Origin of the sequence: Sporosarcina sp. P18a, assembly GCF_002743135.1 — a bacterium.
Classification (GTDB): Bacteria; Bacillota; Bacilli; order Bacillales_A; family Planococcaceae; genus Sporosarcina.
This window is the reverse complement of the sequence record NZ_PDYQ01000001.1, coordinates 973,219-992,765: the sequence shown is the minus strand read 5'-3', so window position 1 is coordinate 992,765 and position 19,547 is coordinate 973,219. Positions and strand designations below refer to the sequence as shown.

Genomic DNA, 19,547 nt, shown 5'->3' with positions numbered 1-19,547 from the left:
GACGGAAGGTCTATCACTGACAAGAAATGCGATAAAATCAGACATAGTTGTGCGTGCATGCCGCACAACTATGTTATAATCAGACAAGAATTTGTTGTAGGGCGGAGAGGATAATGTGTTAAATCATTTTTTACCGAGTGCTTATGTAAAATCCGTTTTGTTGATTAAACCGGAAGACCTTCTTGAAAAAGGTTTTAAAGGGATCATTACAGATTTAGATAACACACTCGTTGAATGGGATCGTGCGGATGCTACGCAAGATATTATGGCGTGGTTCAAGTCCATGCGCGATGCCGGCTTGCAAATTACAGTTGTTTCCAATAACCATATTGAACGCGTCAGTCACTTTTGTGATCCCTTAGGCATTCCGTATATTTGCGAAGCGCGTAAGCCGATGAAAAAATCATTTCATCAGGCACTTGCTACATTGGGCTTGCCCAAAAAAGAAGTCGTCATGATTGGCGATCAATTGTTAACGGATATCTTGGGTGCAAATCGAGTGGGACTGCAGTCGATATTAGTTGTCCCTGTCGCAAGTTCCGATGCGACGATTACGAAGTTCAACCGTGCGATTGAACGACGGATTATGGCAAGGTTTAAAAGAAAAGGATTACTTACGTGGGAGGACTAAATTTGGAATTGATCAAGTGTATTGGATGCGGTATTACGATCCAAACGACGGATAAAACAATGGAAGGCTATGCGCCACCGGCTTCATTGGAAAAAGAAGATGTCATATGCCAACGTTGTTTTAAATTACGAAACTATAACGAATTACAGCCAGTATCCTTATCAGGAGACGACTTTTTAGCGATTTTAAACGGAATCGGTGAAAAACAAGGCTTGATCGTGAAAGTGGTGGATATTTTTGATTTCAACGGTAGTTGGATCAATGGATTACATCGCTTTGTAGGTAAGAAGGATATTTTATTAATTGGCAACAAGGCAGATATCCTACCGAAAGCGATTAATCCGCAACGAGTGAAAAATTGGATGAAGACAGAAGCTGCAAAGTTAGGTCTCAGACCAATTGACGTATTGCTTGTGTCCGCTGTAAAAGGCAACGGCATGAGTGAAGCACTTGACGCGATTGAGAACTATCGTAAGGGTAAGGACGTTTATGTAGTTGGCTGTACGAATGTAGGCAAATCTACTTTTATTAACCGGATCATCAAAGATGCGACAGGCATGGACGATGTAATTACGACGTCTTATTTCCCAGGAACCACTCTGGATGTAGTGGAAATTCCCTTGGATGACGGAAAAATGCTGATGGATACACCGGGTATTATCAATGATCATCAAATGGCCCATCACTTGGATCCTCATGATTTGAAGTTGATTACACCGAAGAAAGAACTCAAACCGAAAGTCTATCAGCTGAATGCTGAACAAACATTATTCATTGGCGGACTTGCACGTTTTGACTTCATTCAAGGTGGTCGATCTTCTTTCAACATTTATGCAGCAAACAGTTTGCCAATTCACCGGACGAAGTTGGAAAATGCTGATGAATTGTACAAAAACCATCTCGGTGACATGCTATCTCCACCAGGACCTGCATCACTTGAGAAGTTGCCGTCACTTGTACGTCATGAATTTTCGATTAAGGAAGCGAAGACGGACCTAGTGATTTCAGGCCTTGGCTGGATTACGATTCAGCACGCTGATGTAAAAGTGGCTGTACACGCACCAAAAGGTGTGAATGTTGAAATCAGACCTTCATTGATTTAAGAGGGACAGGAGGAAGACCAGATGAAAAAATGGTATGCGGTTATAGGCGATCCAATCGCGCAATCGATGTCACCGGTCATGCATGATCAGTGGTTTAAAGAAAACGCCTTGGACGCAACGTATATACCGATTCATGCAACAGCGGGAAGCCTAGAGCAAACGATAAACGGCTTGCGTTCACTTGGATGCAGTGGCTTCAATGTGACAGTACCCCATAAGCAGGCGATTCTCCCTTTCCTTGACGAAGTGGACGAATCGGCAATGGTCATGAATGCGGTCAACACAGTATATCAAACAGATGATGGTAAACTAATCGGTGCCAATACGGACGGAGCGGGGTTCGTGAAGTCGCTAGAAGAGTTTTCGGATTCGGTAAAAGGCCCGGCATTACTTATTGGAGCTGGCGGTGCGGCTAGAGGTATCGCCTTTGCGTTGCAATCAGCTGGCTACGGACCTCTTTATTTCACGAATCGTACCGCTTTACGAGCTGCGGAACTAGCGGCAGATATGAAGGATGGTCATGCGCTTTCCATAGAAGACGCCAGAGATCGTCTCGGCGAGTTTGGACTTGTAGTGCAAACGACATCCGTCGGTATGAACTTTGCACAAGAAGGACTACCGCTCGATCCGAAGAATGTTGCAAACGGTGCAATAGTAGCGGACATCATTTACAATCCGCTTGAAACAGAATTTTTACGACAAGCAAAACAAGCAGGTGCGAAGACGATGAACGGTATAGGAATGTTCGTTCATCAAGGCGCTCTTGCTTTTGAAAAGTGGACAGGCGTCTATCCTGACACGAAAAAGATGAACGATATGATTACAATGAAAGTTGGCGGGTAAACATGTTAACAGGTAAACAAAAAAGATTTTTACGTAGCGAAGCACATCATTTGGACGCATTATTCCAAATTGGGAAAAGTGGTTTGACTGACGCAATCCTCTTGCAAATCGACGAAGCACTCGAAGCACGTGAATTACTAAAAGTGAGTGTCCTTCAAAATTGCGAGGAAGATAAAAAGGAAATTGCCGAAAAGATTGGCGCGTACAAAGGTATCCACGTAGTCCAAATCATCGGTAACACCATTGTTTTATACAGAGAATCGACAGAGAAGAAGCGCATACAATTACCGTAAGGAGAATCAGATGAAACAAATCGGCATTTTGGGCGGAACTTTCAATCCGCCACATACTGGACATTTATTAATTGCCAATGAAGTGCGCTATGCACTACAGTTAGATGAAGTATGGTTGATGCCTACTGCAGTCCCGCCTCATAAGATTGCGACAGGCGATGCGTCAGCTGAACAGCGCTTGCAAATGGTGAAACTGGCGGTAGATGAAGTGGAAGGCTTGCGTGCGTCATCATTTGAAATTGAGCGCGGTGGAGTATCTTTTACGTATGATACGATGTCGCAGTTACTACAAGATGAAACAAATGTTCATTTTCATTTCATTATTGGCGGAGATATGATTGATCAGTTACCGACATGGTACCGAATTGAGGATTTACTCGAAATGGTTACGTTTATCGGTGTAAAACGTCCAGGTACTGATAATACTTCTGCAATCCCGGTACAATTAGTAGAAACACCACAACTTGATTTGTCATCCACATTGATCCGCCAACGTTTTGTAGAAGGTGGAACCGTGCAACTTTTGATTCCCCCGGCTGTCGAAGCTTACATTCGAGAGGAGAGATTATATGGATCTTCAACAAGTTCGAAATGACTTAGAACAACGCTTACCTAAAGCGCGGTATGAACACGTACTGCGAGTCACGGAAACCGCAATGAAATTAGCTGAAGAAGTGGGTGTATCAGTAGAAAAGGCTGAAATTGCTGGCCTATTTCATGATTATGCCAAATTTATGGATAAAGATGAATTACTCGAATTACTGAAACGAGATGAAGAGTATGAACTCTATGCACAATATCACTCCGAATTATGGCATGCGCCGGTTGGAGCTATGCTTGCGAAAGAGCGTTATGGTGTAAAAGACCAAGATATCTTGCAGGCTATTCGTTTTCATACGACGGGACGTGCAGAAATGAGTGAGCTAGAGAAAGTGATCTATATCGCTGATTTAATCGAACCAGGAAGAAAGTTTCCGGGTATCGAAGAGCTACGCCAACGTATAGACGGAGAACCGCTGGAAGATCAAATGACAGAATGCATCCAGCATACATTTAAATTTTTAGTTCAGCGATACGCAGTCATTTTTCCACATTCATTTGATTGCTATAATGAACAGGTACGTAGAAGAAAGGAACAGTGAAATATGCCAACATTATTGGAATTAGCTTATGAAGCAGTAGATAGTAAGAAAGCAGAAGACATCGTAGTATTAAACATGGAGGGCATTTCACTAATTGCTGATCAATTCATCATTTGTCATGCTAACTCTGAAAGACAAGTACAAGCCATCGCGCGCGAAGTAGCGGATGCGGCTTCAAAAGAAGGTTACACAGTGAAACGTTTGGAAGGATTCGATGCGGGTCGTTGGATTCTAGTCGATCTTCTCGATGTAGTCGTGCATGTATTCCATAGAGATGAACGCGGATTCTATAACTTGGAAAAGCTATGGGGAGACGCACAGCTACTAAACGTTGAGGATGAAGTATGAGTTCTTCCTATTCAGCGTTCGCATCAATTTATGACGAACTAATGAATGATATCCCGTATGACGCCTATGTCGAGTTACTCGATTTGGCGTCTGCTGGCGTTTTCGGGAAAAAAGTATTGGATATAGGGTGCGGTACGGGTGTACTTTCTGCGAAACTTGCAAAAAAAGGGGCATACGTAACAGGTATTGATCTCTCCGCTGATATGCTCGGGGTCGCTTCACAACGTGCGCAGTCACTTTCACTAGATATTCAGTTTATCGAACAACCTATGCAGCGACTAGAGGTGGAAGATACATTTGATGCTGCCATCATCTCGATCGATTCCTTGAATTACATCATCCAGCAGCAAGATGTCGTGGAAACGTTTCGCCGAATTTATGGTGCGCTTGCTACAGGTGGAGTGTTGCTGTTTGATGTGCATTCATTATATAAAATGGATGAGATTTTCCTTGAAGGACCGTTTGTTTATGATAATCAACGTATTGCATATATTTGGCAAACTACCCCGGGAGAAGAGAATCACTCGATTTATTCTGAACTGGCGTTTTTCGTAAAACAAGAAGATGATTCCTATCAGCGTTTTGACGAAGTACATATGCAACGAACGTTCGCAGTGCCGGAATACGTTCGAATGCTTGAAGAAGTTGGATTTCGTATTGAACGGGTTTTTGCGGATTGGGAAGATGAAGCACCTGAAGAGGAGAGCGAAAGAATATTCTTCCAAGTTCGAAAATAGGACTACCATAGTATTTCGGAATCAGGTATAGTTAATAAGACTCCATACGGTGCTGAAAGAAAGGATGGTTGCTTATCCGTTCATTCCTTACCGAAAAATGGCGTACATTGATCATTCCTATTGCAGCATTCGCTGTACTTTCCACTGTTTTGTTCTTTCCCCGAGAACAGCCGGATCAACTTTCCGAAGAACATGGACAACCCCTATTTGAACCAATCGAATCTATGGAAACTACTGTGCAAAATAAAGAACTGGAAGCGCCTATTGAATTAGTCGCGGAAGCTGTCTCTGTTGCGATTCTGGTAGATGTTAAAGGTGCTGTAAAACATCCCGGACTTTATTCGATGCAAGACGGTGACCGATTACTTGATGCGGTCGATAAAGCAGGAGGCTACACAGAGGCCGCTGACACTAGGTTGTTGAATCACGCCCAAAGATTGCAAGATGAATCTGTCATCTATGTGCCAATCGCGGGAGAAGAGCCACCTGTATACGAGCAACCGGCGTCATCTTCCTCAACGGACAGTTCCACAGCAAAAGTAAATATCAATACCGCAAATGAAAGCGATTTTCAGACGCTTCCTGGCATCGGCCCAGCCAAAGCTATGGCGATTGTCCAATACCGGGAAGAACATGGACCTTTTTCGCAATTGGACGGAATAAAAAGCGTTTCAGGTATTGGTGACAAGACATTTGAAAAATTAGAACCACTTATTATTCTTAATTGATGGAGGCAACCGTATGGAGCGAATTACTTGGGATCAGTTCTTCATGGCGCAAAGTCATTTGCTGGCGATGCGCAGCACGTGCACGCGACTCTCGGTAGGATCCATTTTAGTACGCGATCAACGCATTATTGCTGGCGGCTACAATGGCTCGATATCGGGTGGAGATCACTGTATTGAACACGGCTGTTATGTCGTAGATAATCATTGTGTTCGAACGATACACTCGGAAATGAATGCATTACTACAATGTGCTAAATATGGTATACCGGTTGCAAAGGCGACCATTTATGTCACTCACTTCCCGTGTTTACAGTGTAGTAAAGCATTGATTCAAGCGGGTATTGAACGCGTTAAATATGCCGCAGATTATCGAAACAGTGAGTATGCACTTGAGCTATTTGCGCAAGCGGGTGTGGAGATTGAAAAAGTGCCGTTTGACGAGCGTTCTATTGACTTCGCCAGTGAAGAGAAATTTTCATTATTCAACGAAATGTTGACGAAAATGCAGGAACTTGGCGCTGAACCTGAAGAACTGGATACCCTTTTGCAAAGGGTGAATCATTTATTTGGCAATTAATCCGATCGATACGATGGATGTATATAGCGATTCCTGTTGCGATATCTGCGTTTGCAGCTGAGCTTTCAGGATCGCTTTTATTTTTGAATGTAGTATTCCTCATACCGTTCTACTTTTTACGCAAAGATTATCTACACCTTCTTCTTTGCTCACTTATTGCAAGTCTCTCCTTTTTCTATTTCTCAAGTCAATTTACATCACTTCCTGAGGACTCAGTCGTGACCTTTCATTGGAAAGATCAAGTGAAAATCGATGGCGCTAAAGTGAAAGGTTTCGCTACTCTGACTGATGGCACGGTCGTCTATATGATGTATTCATTCGCCTCCGAACTACAAAAAAGTCAATTTCAGTCTGCGCGATTAGCAACATATCAGTTCACGGCTGAAGTGGAGCCGAAAGAACTGGAACCAGCGGCCCATGACTATTCATTCGATATGGCACGCTATTTACGAATGAATGGCGCGGCCGGAATTCTAGAAGCCACCCGGATCACGTCGAGCGTACCCCTCACAACACTGCGTTCGCGACTCTCTCGCTATCGTTCTGCGATCAAACAACATATTCATGATCAATTTCCACCTTCACTTGTTACAGAAGCTGAAGCATTATTGATTGGTGACCGTTCGGGAATGGATCGTATCTTGCAAATTGAGTATCAGACGCTTGGTATTACGCATCTCTTTGCGATATCGGGTTTGCATGTCGGTCTATTGACGTTTTTCATTCGCGCGATTTTGTTGCGTATCGGTTTTCGCAAAGAGTGGGTGACTTACGGATTACTCATGTTCTTACCACTCTACGCATGTATTGCGGGCGGAGCGCCGTCTGTCTGGCGTGCATCAACGGTGACAATGATTGTATTGCTTGCTGTTTCAGGCAATTTTAAATTACGCCTGGACGATGCTCTTGCTTTGAGCGCGTTACTTTTTATCGTCATGCAACCTTATATCGTCTTTCAACCGGGATTTCAGCTCTCGTATTTAGCTGCGTGTTCTTTATTGTATTCGTCAGCTATTCTTAGCCAAGCGAAAAATGGAATGGTCGTTTCGTTTTTTGTTACGGTCATTACGCAAGTCGCGCTTTATCCTATTTTGCTGTATCACTTCTACGAGTTATCAATTTCTTCTTTTATTGCGAATTTGTTCTATGTTCCGTTGTATTCTATATGTATTTTGCCAGCTAATTTACTATTGCTGATCTGCACGTTTGTCGCACCACCGCTGGCAACACTCCTTTTTATAATCTATGAGCCTGTGAGGCAGTGCATTGGTAGTATGACGACTTGGTTTGCTTCCTTCCCCTACCAAATGTGGACGCCCGGACAACCGGATGGCGTGGGCTCAGCGCTTGCCGTTCTGGGTATTCTCATTTTCCTAGTCTGTCTGGAAAGAAAGAAGTTCGTCATGGTCGGCGTTATTTGCTTATTACTCCCAGCGCTCTACTTGGAAATTAAGCCGATACTTCACCGTGATGCGGTCATTTCCTATGTTGACGTCGGGCAAGGGGACAGTACGATAATCGAAATGCCCTATCGGAAAGCAGTGTATATGATAGATACAGGTGGGGTGGTTCGTTTTGGCGAAACGGATTGGAAGACACCCGAGCAGCCTTTTGAAATTGGACGAAATATCGTTGTGCCGTACTTAAAAGCGAAAGGGATCACGAAAATCGACCGGCTGATCATATCCCATGCTGATCTAGATCATATGGAAGGTGCCGATGAAGTATTGGAAGAGTTAAAAGTAAAGGTAATTCATTTGCCGCCTGGGAGTGAACAGGAGAATGTGATGGATGAAGTGTTGAGATTGTCAAAAAAACAGAACATTCCAGTGCAATTAGTTAGGGATGGGGTTAATTGGAAAGAGGAAGGCTATCAATTCCAATATGTAGCACCTGAAGAGCGAATATATGACGGTAATGATAGTTCACTAGTACTTGTAATGAAGCAAAATGATCTTCACTTCATCTTTCCAGGAGATCTCGAAAAAGAGGGGGAGCAACGGTTTTTGCAACGATATAGTTTTGCTGATTTTCAACGTGTCGTATTGAAAGCCGGCCATTATGGAAGCAAGACGTCGAGCACAGAGTCATTTATCAACTTTCTTCAACCTGAGTTTATTATTGTATCGGCAGGGAGAAATAGTCGCTATGGACATCCACATGAAGAAGTAATCGACCGCTTCCGTGAACATGGTATTCCTTTTTGGTCAACAGCTGAGCAGGGAACTATTGAAGTGCGCGTGAAAGACGGAGTGTATTCCGCCACTTCGAGTCGTTAGAAAAACAAATAGACACATCCCCCAAGTTGGTGGATGTGTCTATTTTATACAACAGTTGATTAGAGTGCGACGATATCGATGATCGTAGCAACAACAAAAATTGCAGAAAAACCGATAAACGCTACTATAAAGCCGATGCCGCTGTCAATCGCATCATTACGTTTGGATTGGACATCATGTTCAAATTCATTCATTGCTACACCTCCTAATTCCATACTAAGTATAGATGAAAGTGAAAGAAAAATCCATTAAAATTGCAGCTTTTAGGAGTTGCAACGTACGTTGACACAAATTGTTCATAGAGTAAGTAGATTATTCGTTACAAGAGCGGAGTTGCTTATAGCAAATTCCGCTCTGTCTTTTTGGAATCAATAATATTTATCCTTTTCTGCTGTCTCCCGATGGTTCGGAGTCATCGGTTCCTGTTTCGGCGCTAAATGTTCGAGCTCTGTTAACTCTAGGGATATTTCTTCTTTTACTACAGGCTTCGAATGTTTTCGGGAATTTACTTGTGGACGGCCAGACTTTTTCATCAAAAAACCTCCTTTACATGCTAGTATGGAGAAATGATTGATTTTCATGTATAGTTATCACAGGTTTTTAATAGCAAGCAATCGGTAATTGAGGTGAAGAAAGTGGTTACAAAAATTTGGAGTCAAATTGAAAAAGGCGATGTGCAGCCAGTTTATCTTCTGACAGGCACCGAGCAACACTTACTGGACGAAACAATTAAGAGATTAATTAAAGCAGTGCCTGGTATGACATCATCTGACGTGAATCGTTTTGATTTAGAGGAGATTCCAGTCCAGGCTGTACTCGAAGTGGCGGATGAATTTCCGTTTTTAGTCGACCATAAATTGATCGTCGCAAAAAACTGTTCATTCTTAAAAGCGACGGATCATTCGAAGGAAAAGCAAAATCATCAACTTGAACTGTTGGAAAAGTGGCTAGAAAATCCATCTCCTACGGCTACAGTAGTGTTTGTCGCACCTTATGAAAAGCTTGATGCACGAAAGAAAATCACGAAAAAAATAAAGAAACATGCTGTTGTCGTAGAAGCGGTTGCGTTACAAGGGCAAGATGTATCTACGTGGATTATGCAGCAAGGGAAAGATAAAGGTATTGAATTCGATAAAAGAACAGCTGAATTTCTTATGGAGATGTCTGGAACCGACTTACTGACATTGTCAACTGAAATCGATAAGCTAGCTGGCTACTTAGCGTTTAAGGGCACCGTGGATATCAATACAATTGAGCAACTAGTAACTAGGACACCTGAGATGGACGTATTTCGCCTAACGGATTTATTTGTCAATAATAAACGGGCAGAATCCATCGCTGTCTATCATGACTTAATACGTAATGGGGAAGAGCCGATCATGCTGGCGTCACTCGTTGCGAGTCAAGTGCGTTTAATGATTCATGTGTCAAATTTACGGAAAAAAGGTTATCAACAACAACAAATCGCTACAACGCTTCGGATCCATCCATATCGTGTTAAATTGATGATGCAACGAAAGCTACCCTCTTTGGAAGTGTTGCTTAAAGCATTGGATAATTTGGCGACTATTGATCTGCAACTTAAAACGACGGGTGGTAATCGTCAGCGTAAATTGGAATTATTTTTAATGAATGGACTATAAGAACGCAAAAAAAGACTGCCGTCACGATGAGGCAGTCTTTTAACATATCATTATTGAGCTTTTTTAGTTAGACGTGATTTTTGACGAGCAGCAGTGTTTCTTGGGATAAGACCTTTACGGGCAGCAGTATCCAATTGTTTCACAGCATCTCTCAAAAGTTCTTCAGCGTTCTCTTCTTTATTAGTAAGAGCCGCATCCGCTTTACGGATTGCAGTACGCATAGAAGCTTTTACGTGAGAGTTTTGCTCGTTAGCAGCAGCACTTTGCTTCACGCGTTTAATAGCACCTTTAATGTTTGGCATTTCATTCACCTCCAGCTTTCAGGTAAGGCAAGAGTGTTTCCACAATCATCCGGATATCTCTTTACAACAAGCATAATTTTATCAAAGCTACCGACAGATTGCAAGAAAAAAAGTAAAGCGATTCAACTTTACAGTAATCTATTCGAGAATAAACGCCGGTAAATTGCACAAACTTGTTAGTAGAGGTGAAGAAAATGAGCGAAATCAATTACTACCGTACGGATTTAATTGATGAAAGTGATGAGTTTGTCAGACATCAGACCGAGCAAGAGGAAAAGAAATTAAAGGAAATGTCCGGAATACATGTCGAAGAACAAACAATCGGTCGAATTAAGGCGACTACTGTAAAAGTGACAGCGGAAGGGGAAGAAGAAATCGGGAAAGCGAAAGGTACATATATTACGCTGACGATTCCAACACTTGCTGTTCACGAAATCGAGGAGCTTCAAGTATTATGTAAACTTGTGGTAGAAAAAATGGACACATTGATTAAAGAAAAGTTACCGGGCGGCGTAAAAAAAGTGTTGTGTGTTGGCCTGGGCAACCGAGAAATTACGCCAGACGCTGTGGGACCCGCTGTTATGGATTATGTGAAGGAAGTTATTCCAGATTATTACGAAGCAGATGAGAGTGGTGTCATGGTGTATGCGCCGGGTGTAACCATTCAGACTGGTTTGGAAACTGCTTCTTTTGTTAAAGCGATTGTAGATCAAAGTAAGCCGGATCTATTGCTTGTCGTTGATGCGCTTGCTGCAAGGAGTAGCGCAAGGCTTTGCCGCACGGTTCAGCTGACGGATACCGGTATTCATCCGGGCTCAGGTGTGGGAAATAGCCGCAAAGAGTTATCGGAAAAAAGTCTCGGCATCCCTGTGATTGCCATAGGTGTACCGACAGTGGTGGATGGACCTGTACTAGTGGCGGATGCTATTGACACGATGTTCGGCTATATCGCAGCGAAAATAGAAGAAGATGGCATGCCTTCGTCAAAACTTTCAACAGGTCGGTTCCCCCATCGTTCAACAAAAGATGCGGATCGCACAGCGCTTGGCCCCATATTTGGTGATTGGTCATCGTGGACGCATGAAGAACGAATCCAATTATTTGAAGAAGTGCTGACAAATCAGGAATTGGCGACATTTATTTCTCCAAAAGAAATTGATTCATGGGTCGCAAATTACGCCATTGCATTATCTTCTTCATTAATTACCTGGATTCACAAAGTAAATGAATGAACTAGTCATTGACCTTTTTTCTTCCGCATAGTGTGGAAGATGGAGGGATTACTATGAAAAAAACTTTGCAAATCTGGATGAGCGTTATTTTTGTATTGTTCATCTTTCCTGTCGTCTTGCAGTACATTCCCAAACAGCCAACCATTTCCACTGCCCTCTCGTTAAAGGAACCGAGCACAATTGTCTATGCATCCAATGTATTGGAGGAAGATATTCGACCGAAGATAGAAGGGAATGTGTTGATTTATTCGACCCACTCACATGAAGCGTATGAACCTATTACGCAAGCCGCGAACGGAAAAGTGGCGGTATCCCATCATTCAGAGAATATTTTAAAAGTGGGCGAGCGGCTAAAAGAAAATTTAATTTCACATGGCCTAGCAGCAGAACAGCTCGATATCGATATTGTGAAAATCATGCAACAAAAGAAGATACCGTATCACCGTTCGTATGCTGCGATTAGACCCTATGTGGAAAAGAAGGTTAACGAGCAATCTTATGATTTAGTCATCGATATGCACAGAGATTCGCTCGGCCCTTCAAAAACGACGATCACACATGCCGGTCAACGCTATGCAAAAGTGGCATTTGTCATTGGAAGAGACCATCCGTATTACGAACGGAACTTGGCCAAAGCGAAGCAATTGAAAAATGAGATGGAAAAATTAGTGCCTGGCATTACGCGGGAAATCATTATTAAAGGTGGCCGTGGAGTAGATGGTAAATACAATCAAGATCTAAATACCAGCATTATATTAATCGAAATGGGCGGTGTGGGTAATACGGAAATGGAGCTCAATCAAACGATCTCTGTCGTTGGTGAATCTATTTCCGCTATGATGATTGTGCAATAATCTTTCAAATATTGAAGTCTGAACCGTTCACTGCTATAATTCAAGTAGCTTAAATAGGTACGTACATGTAGGAGTGAACAGTGATGAATCAAGAGCAGAGAGCAATACGTCAAAAAAACATTCGAAATTTTTCTATCATTGCCCATATCGACCACGGGAAATCAACGCTGGCGGATCGGATACTAGAAAAAACAGAAATAGTGAAAACACGTAACATGAAGGCCCAATCATTGGATTCGATGGATCTAGAACGTGAGCGCGGTATCACCATTAAATTGAATGCCGTTCAGTTAGTCTATACAGCAAAGAATGGTGAAGACTATACGTTCCACTTGATCGATACACCAGGACACGTCGACTTCACATATGAAGTTTCAAGAAGTTTAGCTGCTTGTGAAGGCGCTATTCTTGTAGTAGATTCTGCGCAAGGCATCGAAGCGCAAACATTGGCGAACGTTTATCTAGCGCTAGACAATGATTTGGAAATATTACCTGTTATTAATAAAATCGACCTACCGGCGGCTGATCCAGACCGTGTGAAAAAAGAAATTGAAGATGTGATTGGATTAGACGCATCCGAAGCAGTATTAGCTTCCGCGAAAGCCGGAATTGGGATTGATGAAATCCTGGAACAGATCGTAGAAAAAGTTCCAGCACCACAAGGAGATCCGGATGCGCCACTAAAAGCGTTGATCTTTGACTCTCACTATGATCAATATAAAGGTGTTATCGTCAATATTCGTATCGTAGAAGGAAAAGTAAAGCCTGGCGATATGATTCGCATGATGGCAACGGGTAAAGAATTTGAAGTGCTGGAACTAGGTGTCTTCACTCCAGGTATTTCTCCACGTGATGAATTGACTGTAGGAGATGTAGGATTCTTATCTGCCTCCATTAAAACAGTAGGCGATACACAAGTAGGGGATACGATTACACTTGTCAATGATCCTGCCGAGGAAGCATTGCCAGGTTACCGTCGTATGAATCCGATGGTGTTCTGCGGACTGTATCCAATCGATACATCCAAATACAACGATTTGCGTGAAGCGCTTGAAAAGCTCGAACTAAATGACTCTGCACTTGAATATGAGCCAGAGACATCACAAGCGCTAGGCTTCGGCTATCGTTGTGGTTTCCTAGGACTGTTACACATGGAGATCATTCAGGAGCGAATCGAACGTGAATTCAAGATCGATTTGATCACGACAGCACCTAGCGTTATTTATAAAGTAAACTTAACGGACGGCTCGACGATGAACGTCGATAACCCATCGATGATGCCTAGTGCACAAAAAGTAGACTTTGTCGAAGAACCATATGTTAAAGCTTCGATTATGGTACCGAATGATTACGTAGGGTCTGTTATGGAGCTCTGTCAGCGTAAACGTGGAGATTTCTTGACGATGGATTATATGGACGCATCCCGTGTCAATATTATCTATGAACTGCCATTAGCTGAGATCGTTTATGACTTCTTTGACCAATTAAAGTCTAGTACAAAAGGGTACGCATCACTGGATTACGAATTGATTGGCTATAAACGATCGAAACTCGTTAAAATGGATATTTTGTTAAATGGTGAAACTGTTGATGCGTTAAGCTTTATCGTGCACAGTGACTTTAGCTACGAACGTGGGAAGGCGATTGTTGAGAAACTGAAGTCGTTAATTCCAAGGCAACAGTTCGAAGTGCCTGTCCAAGCGGCAATCGGGCAGAAAATCGTTGCACGTTCAACCATTAAATCTATGGGTAAAAACGTCTTAGCAAAATGTTACGGTGGAGATATTTCTCGTAAACGTAAATTGCTTGAGAAACAAAAAGAAGGTAAGAAAAAGATGAAGCAAGTTGGCTCTGTGGAAGTTCCACAAGAAGCGTTCATGGCTGTTCTTAAGATGGATGAAGAATAATTAAATTCAGCGAAAAGGGGGCAAAGCGCCCTCTTTTTGCTGTTTACATACTCAAACAAAGGATGTGACAGCATGCGGGGAGTGTATATCCATATACCGTTTTGCCAGCAAATTTGTCATTATTGCGATTTCAATAAAGTATTTCTAAAAAATCAACCCGTCGATCAATACATCGAATCGATTGGCAAAGAATTTTATTATATGAAAGAAGCCGGCTTTTCATTTCAAGAAGTAGAAACTGTCTTTTTAGGCGGTGGCACACCGACGGCACTCAACGTTCCTCAGCTCGATCGGTTACTGACAATTGTTTCACAGTATATCGACGTCACGGCATTGAAAGAATTCACAACAGAAGCAAACCCTGATGATTTATCGGAAGGACAACTTTCTATACTGAAGGAAAGTGGCGTAAATCGCTTGTCGATCGGCGTGCAAACTTTTAATGAACGATTACTGAAACAAATTGGGCGAACACATTCTAATGAGGACGTGGAGAACGTTATTCAGGCCGCGCGTAAAGTCGGTTTCGAAAACATTAGCATTGATTTAATGTACAGCCTACCGACACAAACATTGAAAGAATGGGAAGAGACACTTGATCGTGCATTGGCGCTAGATCTGCCTCATTACTCCGCCTATTCATTGATCGTAGAACCGAAAACCGTCTTTTATAATCGAATGGTCAAAGGGAAGTTGCCCTTGCCAGGAGAAGACATGGAAGCAGAGATGTTCTCCATGGTGATGGATCGCATGAGTGCAGCAGGTCGCGATCAATATGAAATCAGTAATTTTGCTAAACCTGAACATCCTTCGTTTCATAACCTGATTTATTGGGAAAACTCCAACTATGCAGGTATTGGTGCAGGCGCCCATGGTTATATTGGCAACGAGCGTTATGCGAATGTCGGACCGTTGACACATTACATTAATCTATTGGAGGAAGGAAAGCTACCTCGTAAGGATGTGCATGTAGTAACTCCCGCCGAATTGATGGAGGAAGAAATGTTTCTTGGTCTACGAATCATTGAAGGAATATCGATTCAAGAATTCGAGCAGAAATTCCAACGCCCGATTCATCAAGTATTCGGTAAACCGATAGAAAAAATGCAACAACAAGGACTTTTAGAAATCGATGGAGACCATCTCCGTTTAACTAGAAAAGGTGTTTTTCAAGGGAATTCGGTATTTCAGGAATTTTTATTGGGAGATTGAGTTTGATTCGTTGACATATAAAATAGAATTTGATAAATTATGAGTAGTATTAGCACTCGAGGTTAATGAGTGCTAACAGGAGTGATGATCATGTTGACAAACAGACAATTGCTCATACTACAATTGACAGTGAAAGATTTCATCGAGTCTGCTCAACCAGTTGGATCGAGACAACTGTCGAAAAAGCCGGAAGCGCCATTTAGTTCGGCAACGATTCGGAATGACATGGCGGATCTGGAGGATATGGGTTATTTAGAGAAGACTCACACATCATCTGGAAGAGTGCCTTCCGAAAAAGGCTATCGGTTCTTTGTGGACCACTTATTGCAACCACAAGCTTTAGGCCTGGAAGACAGCTTGCAGTTACGTACGATGTTTCAGGAGAAAGTGGGAGAATCAGAAGAATTAATTCGAAAATCCGCAACCATTCTATCTGACTTAACGAATTATACGTCCATCCTCCTTGGACCTGATACCTCTACGCATGCCGTCAAGAAATTCTCTATTGTTCCACTAGATCAACAACGGGCAGTGGCGATTATCGTAACGGATAACGGACATGTGGAAAATCGGATCTTTGATGTGCCACCTGGTCTTACTGCCTCGGAAATTGAGAAGACGGTAAATATTTTAAATGAACGCCTAATCGGCACATCGCTAGTGCAGTTGCAGCAAAAATTGCAACTCGAAGCGAAGCATGTATTTGAACAACATATTCACCAAGCTGAACAACTATTCAGCTCATTGCAGCAAGCAATGGCAGTGGAGCCGGAAGAACGATTGTATTTTGGCGGAAAATTGAATATGTGGAAACAACCGGAATTTCACGACTTCCAGAAGATGCAATCATTTTTCGAACTAATAGAGAAAGGTAATCCTGCCATGGGGCTTTTCCAAAAAAACGAACAAGGGATCCAAGTTCGTATTGGTTCTGAAAACAATGTGATTGAAATGGAAGACTACAGCGTGATTACTTCCACGTACTCGGCAGGAGAGAATATGGAAGGTTCCATCGCAATTATCGGTCCGAAGCGGATGGATTACGGAAGAGTTATTACATTGCTCGATATACTAAGCAGTGATTTATCTTCCGCGCTTCATCAGCTAACAATCGGAAAAGACGGAAACGGGAGGCAAGACACGTGAAAGAAAATCAAGAGTTTGAAGAGCAACTAGATGAAAATCTTTCCGAAGATGAGCAAGAGCAAACTAACGCGAAAGAACAGCAAGATGTTGAAGAAATCGTCGAAGAGCTCACTTTAGAACAAGAGCTTGAGAAAAAGATCGATGAGTTAACAAAAGCTCTTGAAGAAGAAGAAGGTAAGAAATTACGCGTAATGGCAGATTTGGAAAACGTTAAGAGACGGTCTTCACTCGACTATCAAACGTTGCAAACATACCGTTCACAAAATGTAATGGTTAATGTTCTGCCCGTACTTGATAACTTCCAACGTGCACTTTCTGTTGAAGCAAAAGAGGAAGAGACGAAGGCCCTCTTAACAGGGATGGAAATGGTTTATCGTTCATTACTAGAAGCTTTAAAGTCTGACGGCCTGGAAGAAATCGAAGCGCTTGATCAAGAGTTTGATCCAAACTTCCATCAAGCAGTAATGACAGGCAATGAAGAAGGAAAAGATTCTGGAATTGTTTTGGAAGAACTGCAAAAAGGATATAAACTGAAAGAACGTGTACTACGACCATCCATGGTTAAAGTAAACGAGTAAAAAATTACAGTATTCACATTATAGGAGGAAAATTACACATGAGCAAAATTATCGGTATTGATTTAGGTACAACAAACTCAGTAGTAGCAGTATACGAAGGCGGAGAAGCGAAAGTAATTCCGAATCCTGAAGGCAACAGAACATCACCGTCCGTAGTTGCATTCAAAAACGGCGAACGTCAAGTAGGGGAAGTAGCAAAACGTCAATCCATCACAAACCCTAACACGATCATGTCTGTTAAAAGACATATGGGTACGGACTACAAAGTAGAAGTGGATGGCCAAGAATATTCTCCACAAGAAGTTTCTGCTATGATTCTTCAATACATGAAGGGTTATGCTGAAGAATACTTGGGCGAAAAAGTAACGAAGGCTGTTGTTACAGTTCCTGCGTACTTTAACGATGCACAGCGTCAAGCAACAAAAGATGCTGGTACAATCGCTGGTCTTGAAGTAGAGCGTATCATCAACGAGCCAACAGCAGCAGCACTAGCTTATGGTATGGATAAAACGGATGAAGATCAAACCATTTTAGTATATGACCTAGGTGGCGGTACATTTGACGTATCCATTCTAGAACTTGGCGACGGAGTATTCCAAGTACGTTCAACAGCAGGTGACAATAAACTTGGTGGAGATGACTTTGACGACATTATCATTGATTACTTGGTACAAGAATTCCGTAAAGAAAACTCCATTGATCTTTCGAAAGATAAAATGGCTATGCAACGTCTAAAAGATGCAGCTGAAAAAGCGAAGAAAGATTTGTCTGGTGTAACATCCACTTCCATCTCTCTTCCGTTCATCACGGCTGGAGAAGCAGGACCACTACACTTGGAAATCACATTGACTCGCGCTAAATTCGATGAGTTAACAGCAAGCCTTGTAGAACGTTCCATGATTCCAACTCGTCAAGCACTAAAAGACGCAGATCTAACAGCTTCTGACATCGACCGTGTCATCTTAGTTGGTGGTTCTACACGTATTCCAGCAGTACAAGAAGCAATCAAAAATGTAACGGGCAAAGAGCCGTTCAAAGGCGTAAACCCAGACGAAGTAGTAGCGATGGGTGCGGCAGTTCAAGGTTCAATCTTAACTGGAGACGTAAAAGACGTTGTACTTCTTGACGTAACACCTCTATCATTAGGTATTGAAACAATGGGCTCTGTTTTCACAAAACTAATTGACCGCAACACGACAATCCCTACGAGCAAGTCACAAGTGTTCTCTACAGCAGCTGACAACCAGCCGGCAGTAGACATCCATGTATTGCAAGGTGAGCGTCCGATGGCAACTGACAATAAAACATTAGGCCGTTTCCAATTGACGGACATTCCACCAGCACCACGTGGCGTTCCTCAAATCGAAGTAACATTCGACATCGACAAAAACGGTATCGTCAATGTTAAAGCGAAAGATATGGGTACACAAAAAGAACAGAACATCACGATCCAATCTAGTTCAGGTCTTTCCGATGAAGAAATTGATCAAATGGTGAAAGATGCGGAAGCACACGCTGAAGAAGATAAAAAGCGTAAAGAAGAAGCAGAACTTCGCAACGAAGCGGATCAGTTAGTATTTATGGCTGAAAAGACACTTAAAGATATAGAAGGCAAAGTGGACGAAGCGGAAGTTAAAGAAGCAGAAGCGGCGTTGGAAGAATTGAAAGCTGCTAATGAATCTGGAGACCTCGAGGAAATTCGTTCGAAGAAAGAAAAACTTGACGAATTGGTACAAGCTCTATCTGTAAAACTATATGAGCAAGCTGCTGCAGAAGCGCAAGCGGCTCAAGGCGATGCACAACCTGGTCAAGAAGACGACAGTGTAGTGGACGCAGATTTCGAAGAAGTAGAAGATGACAAAGATAATAAATAAGTAAATTAAAATAGCTATTGACGGAAAAGTCAAAGTCCGAAATTCCGGCTTTGACTTTTTCGTTTGTTAACTTAACAAAATTCGATATTAACGTGTTACAATGAACAACAGGTAAAAT

The 19,547-nt window shown here is 42.3% G+C and carries 22 protein-coding genes; 19 read left to right on the top strand and 3 right to left on the bottom strand.

Annotated features, from left to right (window positions below):
- Positions 1 to 115: 115 nt before the first annotated feature.
- The 11 genes from CSV75_RS05085 (at position 116) to CSV75_RS05035 (ending at position 8,681) form a co-directional block, all read left to right on the top strand.
- Positions 116 to 631, top strand: coding sequence for a YqeG family HAD IIIA-type phosphatase (locus CSV75_RS05085; protein ID WP_099637331.1), 516 nt, complete (start codon positions 116 to 118; stop codon positions 629 to 631).
- A 2-nt stretch (positions 632 to 633) separates the two neighbouring features.
- Entirely contained in the window at positions 634 to 1,734 is a 1,101-nt protein-coding gene (gene yqeH, locus CSV75_RS05080) for a ribosome biogenesis GTPase YqeH (protein ID WP_199171301.1), read from the top strand.
- A gap of 21 nt (positions 1,735 to 1,755) precedes the next feature.
- The gene (gene aroE, locus CSV75_RS05075; RefSeq protein WP_099674991.1) at positions 1,756 to 2,577 is read left to right on the top strand and encodes a shikimate dehydrogenase; all 822 of its coding nucleotides are present in this window, start codon (positions 1,756 to 1,758) and stop codon (positions 2,575 to 2,577) included.
- Positions 2,578 to 2,579: 2 nt separating this feature from the next.
- A complete protein-coding gene (gene yhbY, locus CSV75_RS05070) occupies positions 2,580 to 2,870 on the top strand; it encodes a ribosome assembly RNA-binding protein YhbY (RefSeq protein WP_099631637.1) in 291 nt (96 codons plus the stop codon).
- A 10-nt stretch (positions 2,871 to 2,880) separates the two neighbouring features.
- Entirely contained in the window at positions 2,881 to 3,465 is a 585-nt protein-coding gene (locus tag CSV75_RS05065) for a nicotinate-nucleotide adenylyltransferase (protein WP_099674990.1), read from the top strand.
- Positions 3,440 to 4,012, top strand: coding sequence for a bis(5'-nucleosyl)-tetraphosphatase (symmetrical) YqeK (gene yqeK, locus CSV75_RS05060; protein WP_099674989.1), 573 nt, complete (start codon positions 3,440 to 3,442; stop codon positions 4,010 to 4,012). The genes CSV75_RS05065 and yqeK overlap by 26 nt, the downstream gene beginning before the upstream one ends.
- Before the next feature lie 3 nt (positions 4,013 to 4,015).
- The gene (gene rsfS / locus CSV75_RS05055; RefSeq protein WP_099631640.1) at positions 4,016 to 4,360 is read left to right on the top strand and encodes a ribosome silencing factor; all 345 of its coding nucleotides are present in this window, start codon (positions 4,016 to 4,018) and stop codon (positions 4,358 to 4,360) included.
- Positions 4,357 to 5,097, top strand: coding sequence for a class I SAM-dependent DNA methyltransferase (locus CSV75_RS05050; protein ID WP_099674988.1), 741 nt, complete (start codon positions 4,357 to 4,359; stop codon positions 5,095 to 5,097). Before rsfS ends, CSV75_RS05050 begins: the two co-directional genes overlap by 4 nt.
- 68 nt (positions 5,098 to 5,165) lie before the next feature.
- Positions 5,166 to 5,825 (top strand): helix-hairpin-helix domain-containing protein, encoded by a 660-nt coding sequence (locus CSV75_RS05045; RefSeq protein ID WP_233189627.1) that lies wholly within the window; start codon positions 5,166 to 5,168, stop codon positions 5,823 to 5,825.
- Between the two features lie 13 nt (positions 5,826 to 5,838).
- Positions 5,839 to 6,402: a ComE operon protein 2 gene (locus CSV75_RS05040; protein ID WP_099637325.1), complete on the top strand. Its 564-nt coding sequence runs from the start codon at positions 5,839 to 5,841 to the stop codon at positions 6,400 to 6,402.
- Positions 6,403 to 6,620: 218 nt separating this feature from the next.
- Positions 6,621 to 8,681 (top strand): DNA internalization-related competence protein ComEC/Rec2, encoded by a 2,061-nt coding sequence (locus tag CSV75_RS05035; protein ID WP_158231603.1) that lies wholly within the window; start codon positions 6,621 to 6,623, stop codon positions 8,679 to 8,681.
- Between the two features lie 59 nt (positions 8,682 to 8,740).
- On the opposite strand, the gene CSV75_RS05030 is transcribed toward CSV75_RS05035, so the two are convergent.
- Positions 8,741 to 8,875 carry a YqzM family protein gene (locus tag CSV75_RS05030; RefSeq protein ID WP_029054667.1) on the bottom strand — a complete coding sequence of 45 codons (135 nt, stop codon included), beginning with the start codon at positions 8,873 to 8,875 and terminating at the stop codon, positions 8,741 to 8,743.
- A 174-nt stretch (positions 8,876 to 9,049) separates the two neighbouring features.
- Positions 9,050 to 9,214 carry a hypothetical protein gene (locus CSV75_RS16245; protein ID WP_158231602.1) on the bottom strand — a complete coding sequence of 55 codons (165 nt, stop codon included), beginning with the start codon at positions 9,212 to 9,214 and terminating at the stop codon, positions 9,050 to 9,052.
- Positions 9,215 to 9,316: 102 nt separating this feature from the next.
- Here CSV75_RS16245 and holA point away from each other — a divergent pair, with 102 nt between their 5' ends.
- The gene (holA, locus tag CSV75_RS05025; protein WP_099674986.1) at positions 9,317 to 10,324 is read left to right on the top strand and encodes a DNA polymerase III subunit delta; all 1,008 of its coding nucleotides are present in this window, start codon (positions 9,317 to 9,319) and stop codon (positions 10,322 to 10,324) included.
- A gap of 50 nt (positions 10,325 to 10,374) precedes the next feature.
- Here holA and rpsT read toward each other — a convergent pair whose 3' ends face one another.
- Positions 10,375 to 10,626, bottom strand: a complete 252-nt coding sequence (rpsT, locus tag CSV75_RS05020) for a 30S ribosomal protein S20 (RefSeq protein ID WP_099631645.1) — start codon at positions 10,624 to 10,626, stop codon at positions 10,375 to 10,377.
- Positions 10,627 to 10,820: 194 nt separating this feature from the next.
- Here rpsT and gpr point away from each other — a divergent pair, with 194 nt between their 5' ends.
- The 7 genes from gpr (at position 10,821) to dnaK (ending at position 19,429) form a co-directional block, all read left to right on the top strand.
- Positions 10,821 to 11,858, top strand: a complete 1,038-nt coding sequence (gpr, locus tag CSV75_RS05015) for a GPR endopeptidase (RefSeq protein WP_099674985.1) — start codon at positions 10,821 to 10,823, stop codon at positions 11,856 to 11,858.
- A 53-nt stretch (positions 11,859 to 11,911) separates the two neighbouring features.
- Positions 11,912 to 12,712, top strand: a complete 801-nt coding sequence (gene spoIIP, locus CSV75_RS05010) for a stage II sporulation protein P (protein WP_233189626.1) — start codon at positions 11,912 to 11,914, stop codon at positions 12,710 to 12,712.
- Positions 12,713 to 12,795: 83 nt separating this feature from the next.
- The gene (gene lepA, locus CSV75_RS05005) at positions 12,796 to 14,619 is read left to right on the top strand and encodes a translation elongation factor 4 (protein ID WP_099674984.1); all 1,824 of its coding nucleotides are present in this window, start codon (positions 12,796 to 12,798) and stop codon (positions 14,617 to 14,619) included.
- A 72-nt stretch (positions 14,620 to 14,691) separates the two neighbouring features.
- Positions 14,692 to 15,831 (top strand): radical SAM family heme chaperone HemW, encoded by a 1,140-nt coding sequence (gene hemW / locus CSV75_RS05000; RefSeq protein ID WP_099674983.1) that lies wholly within the window; start codon positions 14,692 to 14,694, stop codon positions 15,829 to 15,831.
- Between the two features lie 90 nt (positions 15,832 to 15,921).
- A complete protein-coding gene (hrcA, locus tag CSV75_RS04995; RefSeq protein ID WP_099637319.1) occupies positions 15,922 to 16,977 on the top strand; it encodes a heat-inducible transcriptional repressor HrcA in 1,056 nt (351 codons plus the stop codon).
- On the top strand, positions 16,974 to 17,555 hold the full coding sequence (grpE, locus tag CSV75_RS04990; protein WP_099674982.1) for a nucleotide exchange factor GrpE: 582 nt from the start codon (positions 16,974 to 16,976) through the stop codon (positions 17,553 to 17,555). The genes hrcA and grpE overlap by 4 nt, the downstream gene beginning before the upstream one ends.
- A 38-nt stretch (positions 17,556 to 17,593) precedes the next feature.
- Positions 17,594 to 19,429, top strand: coding sequence for a molecular chaperone DnaK (gene dnaK, locus CSV75_RS04985; protein WP_099631651.1), 1,836 nt, complete (start codon positions 17,594 to 17,596; stop codon positions 19,427 to 19,429).
- Positions 19,430 to 19,547 lie beyond the last annotated feature (118 nt).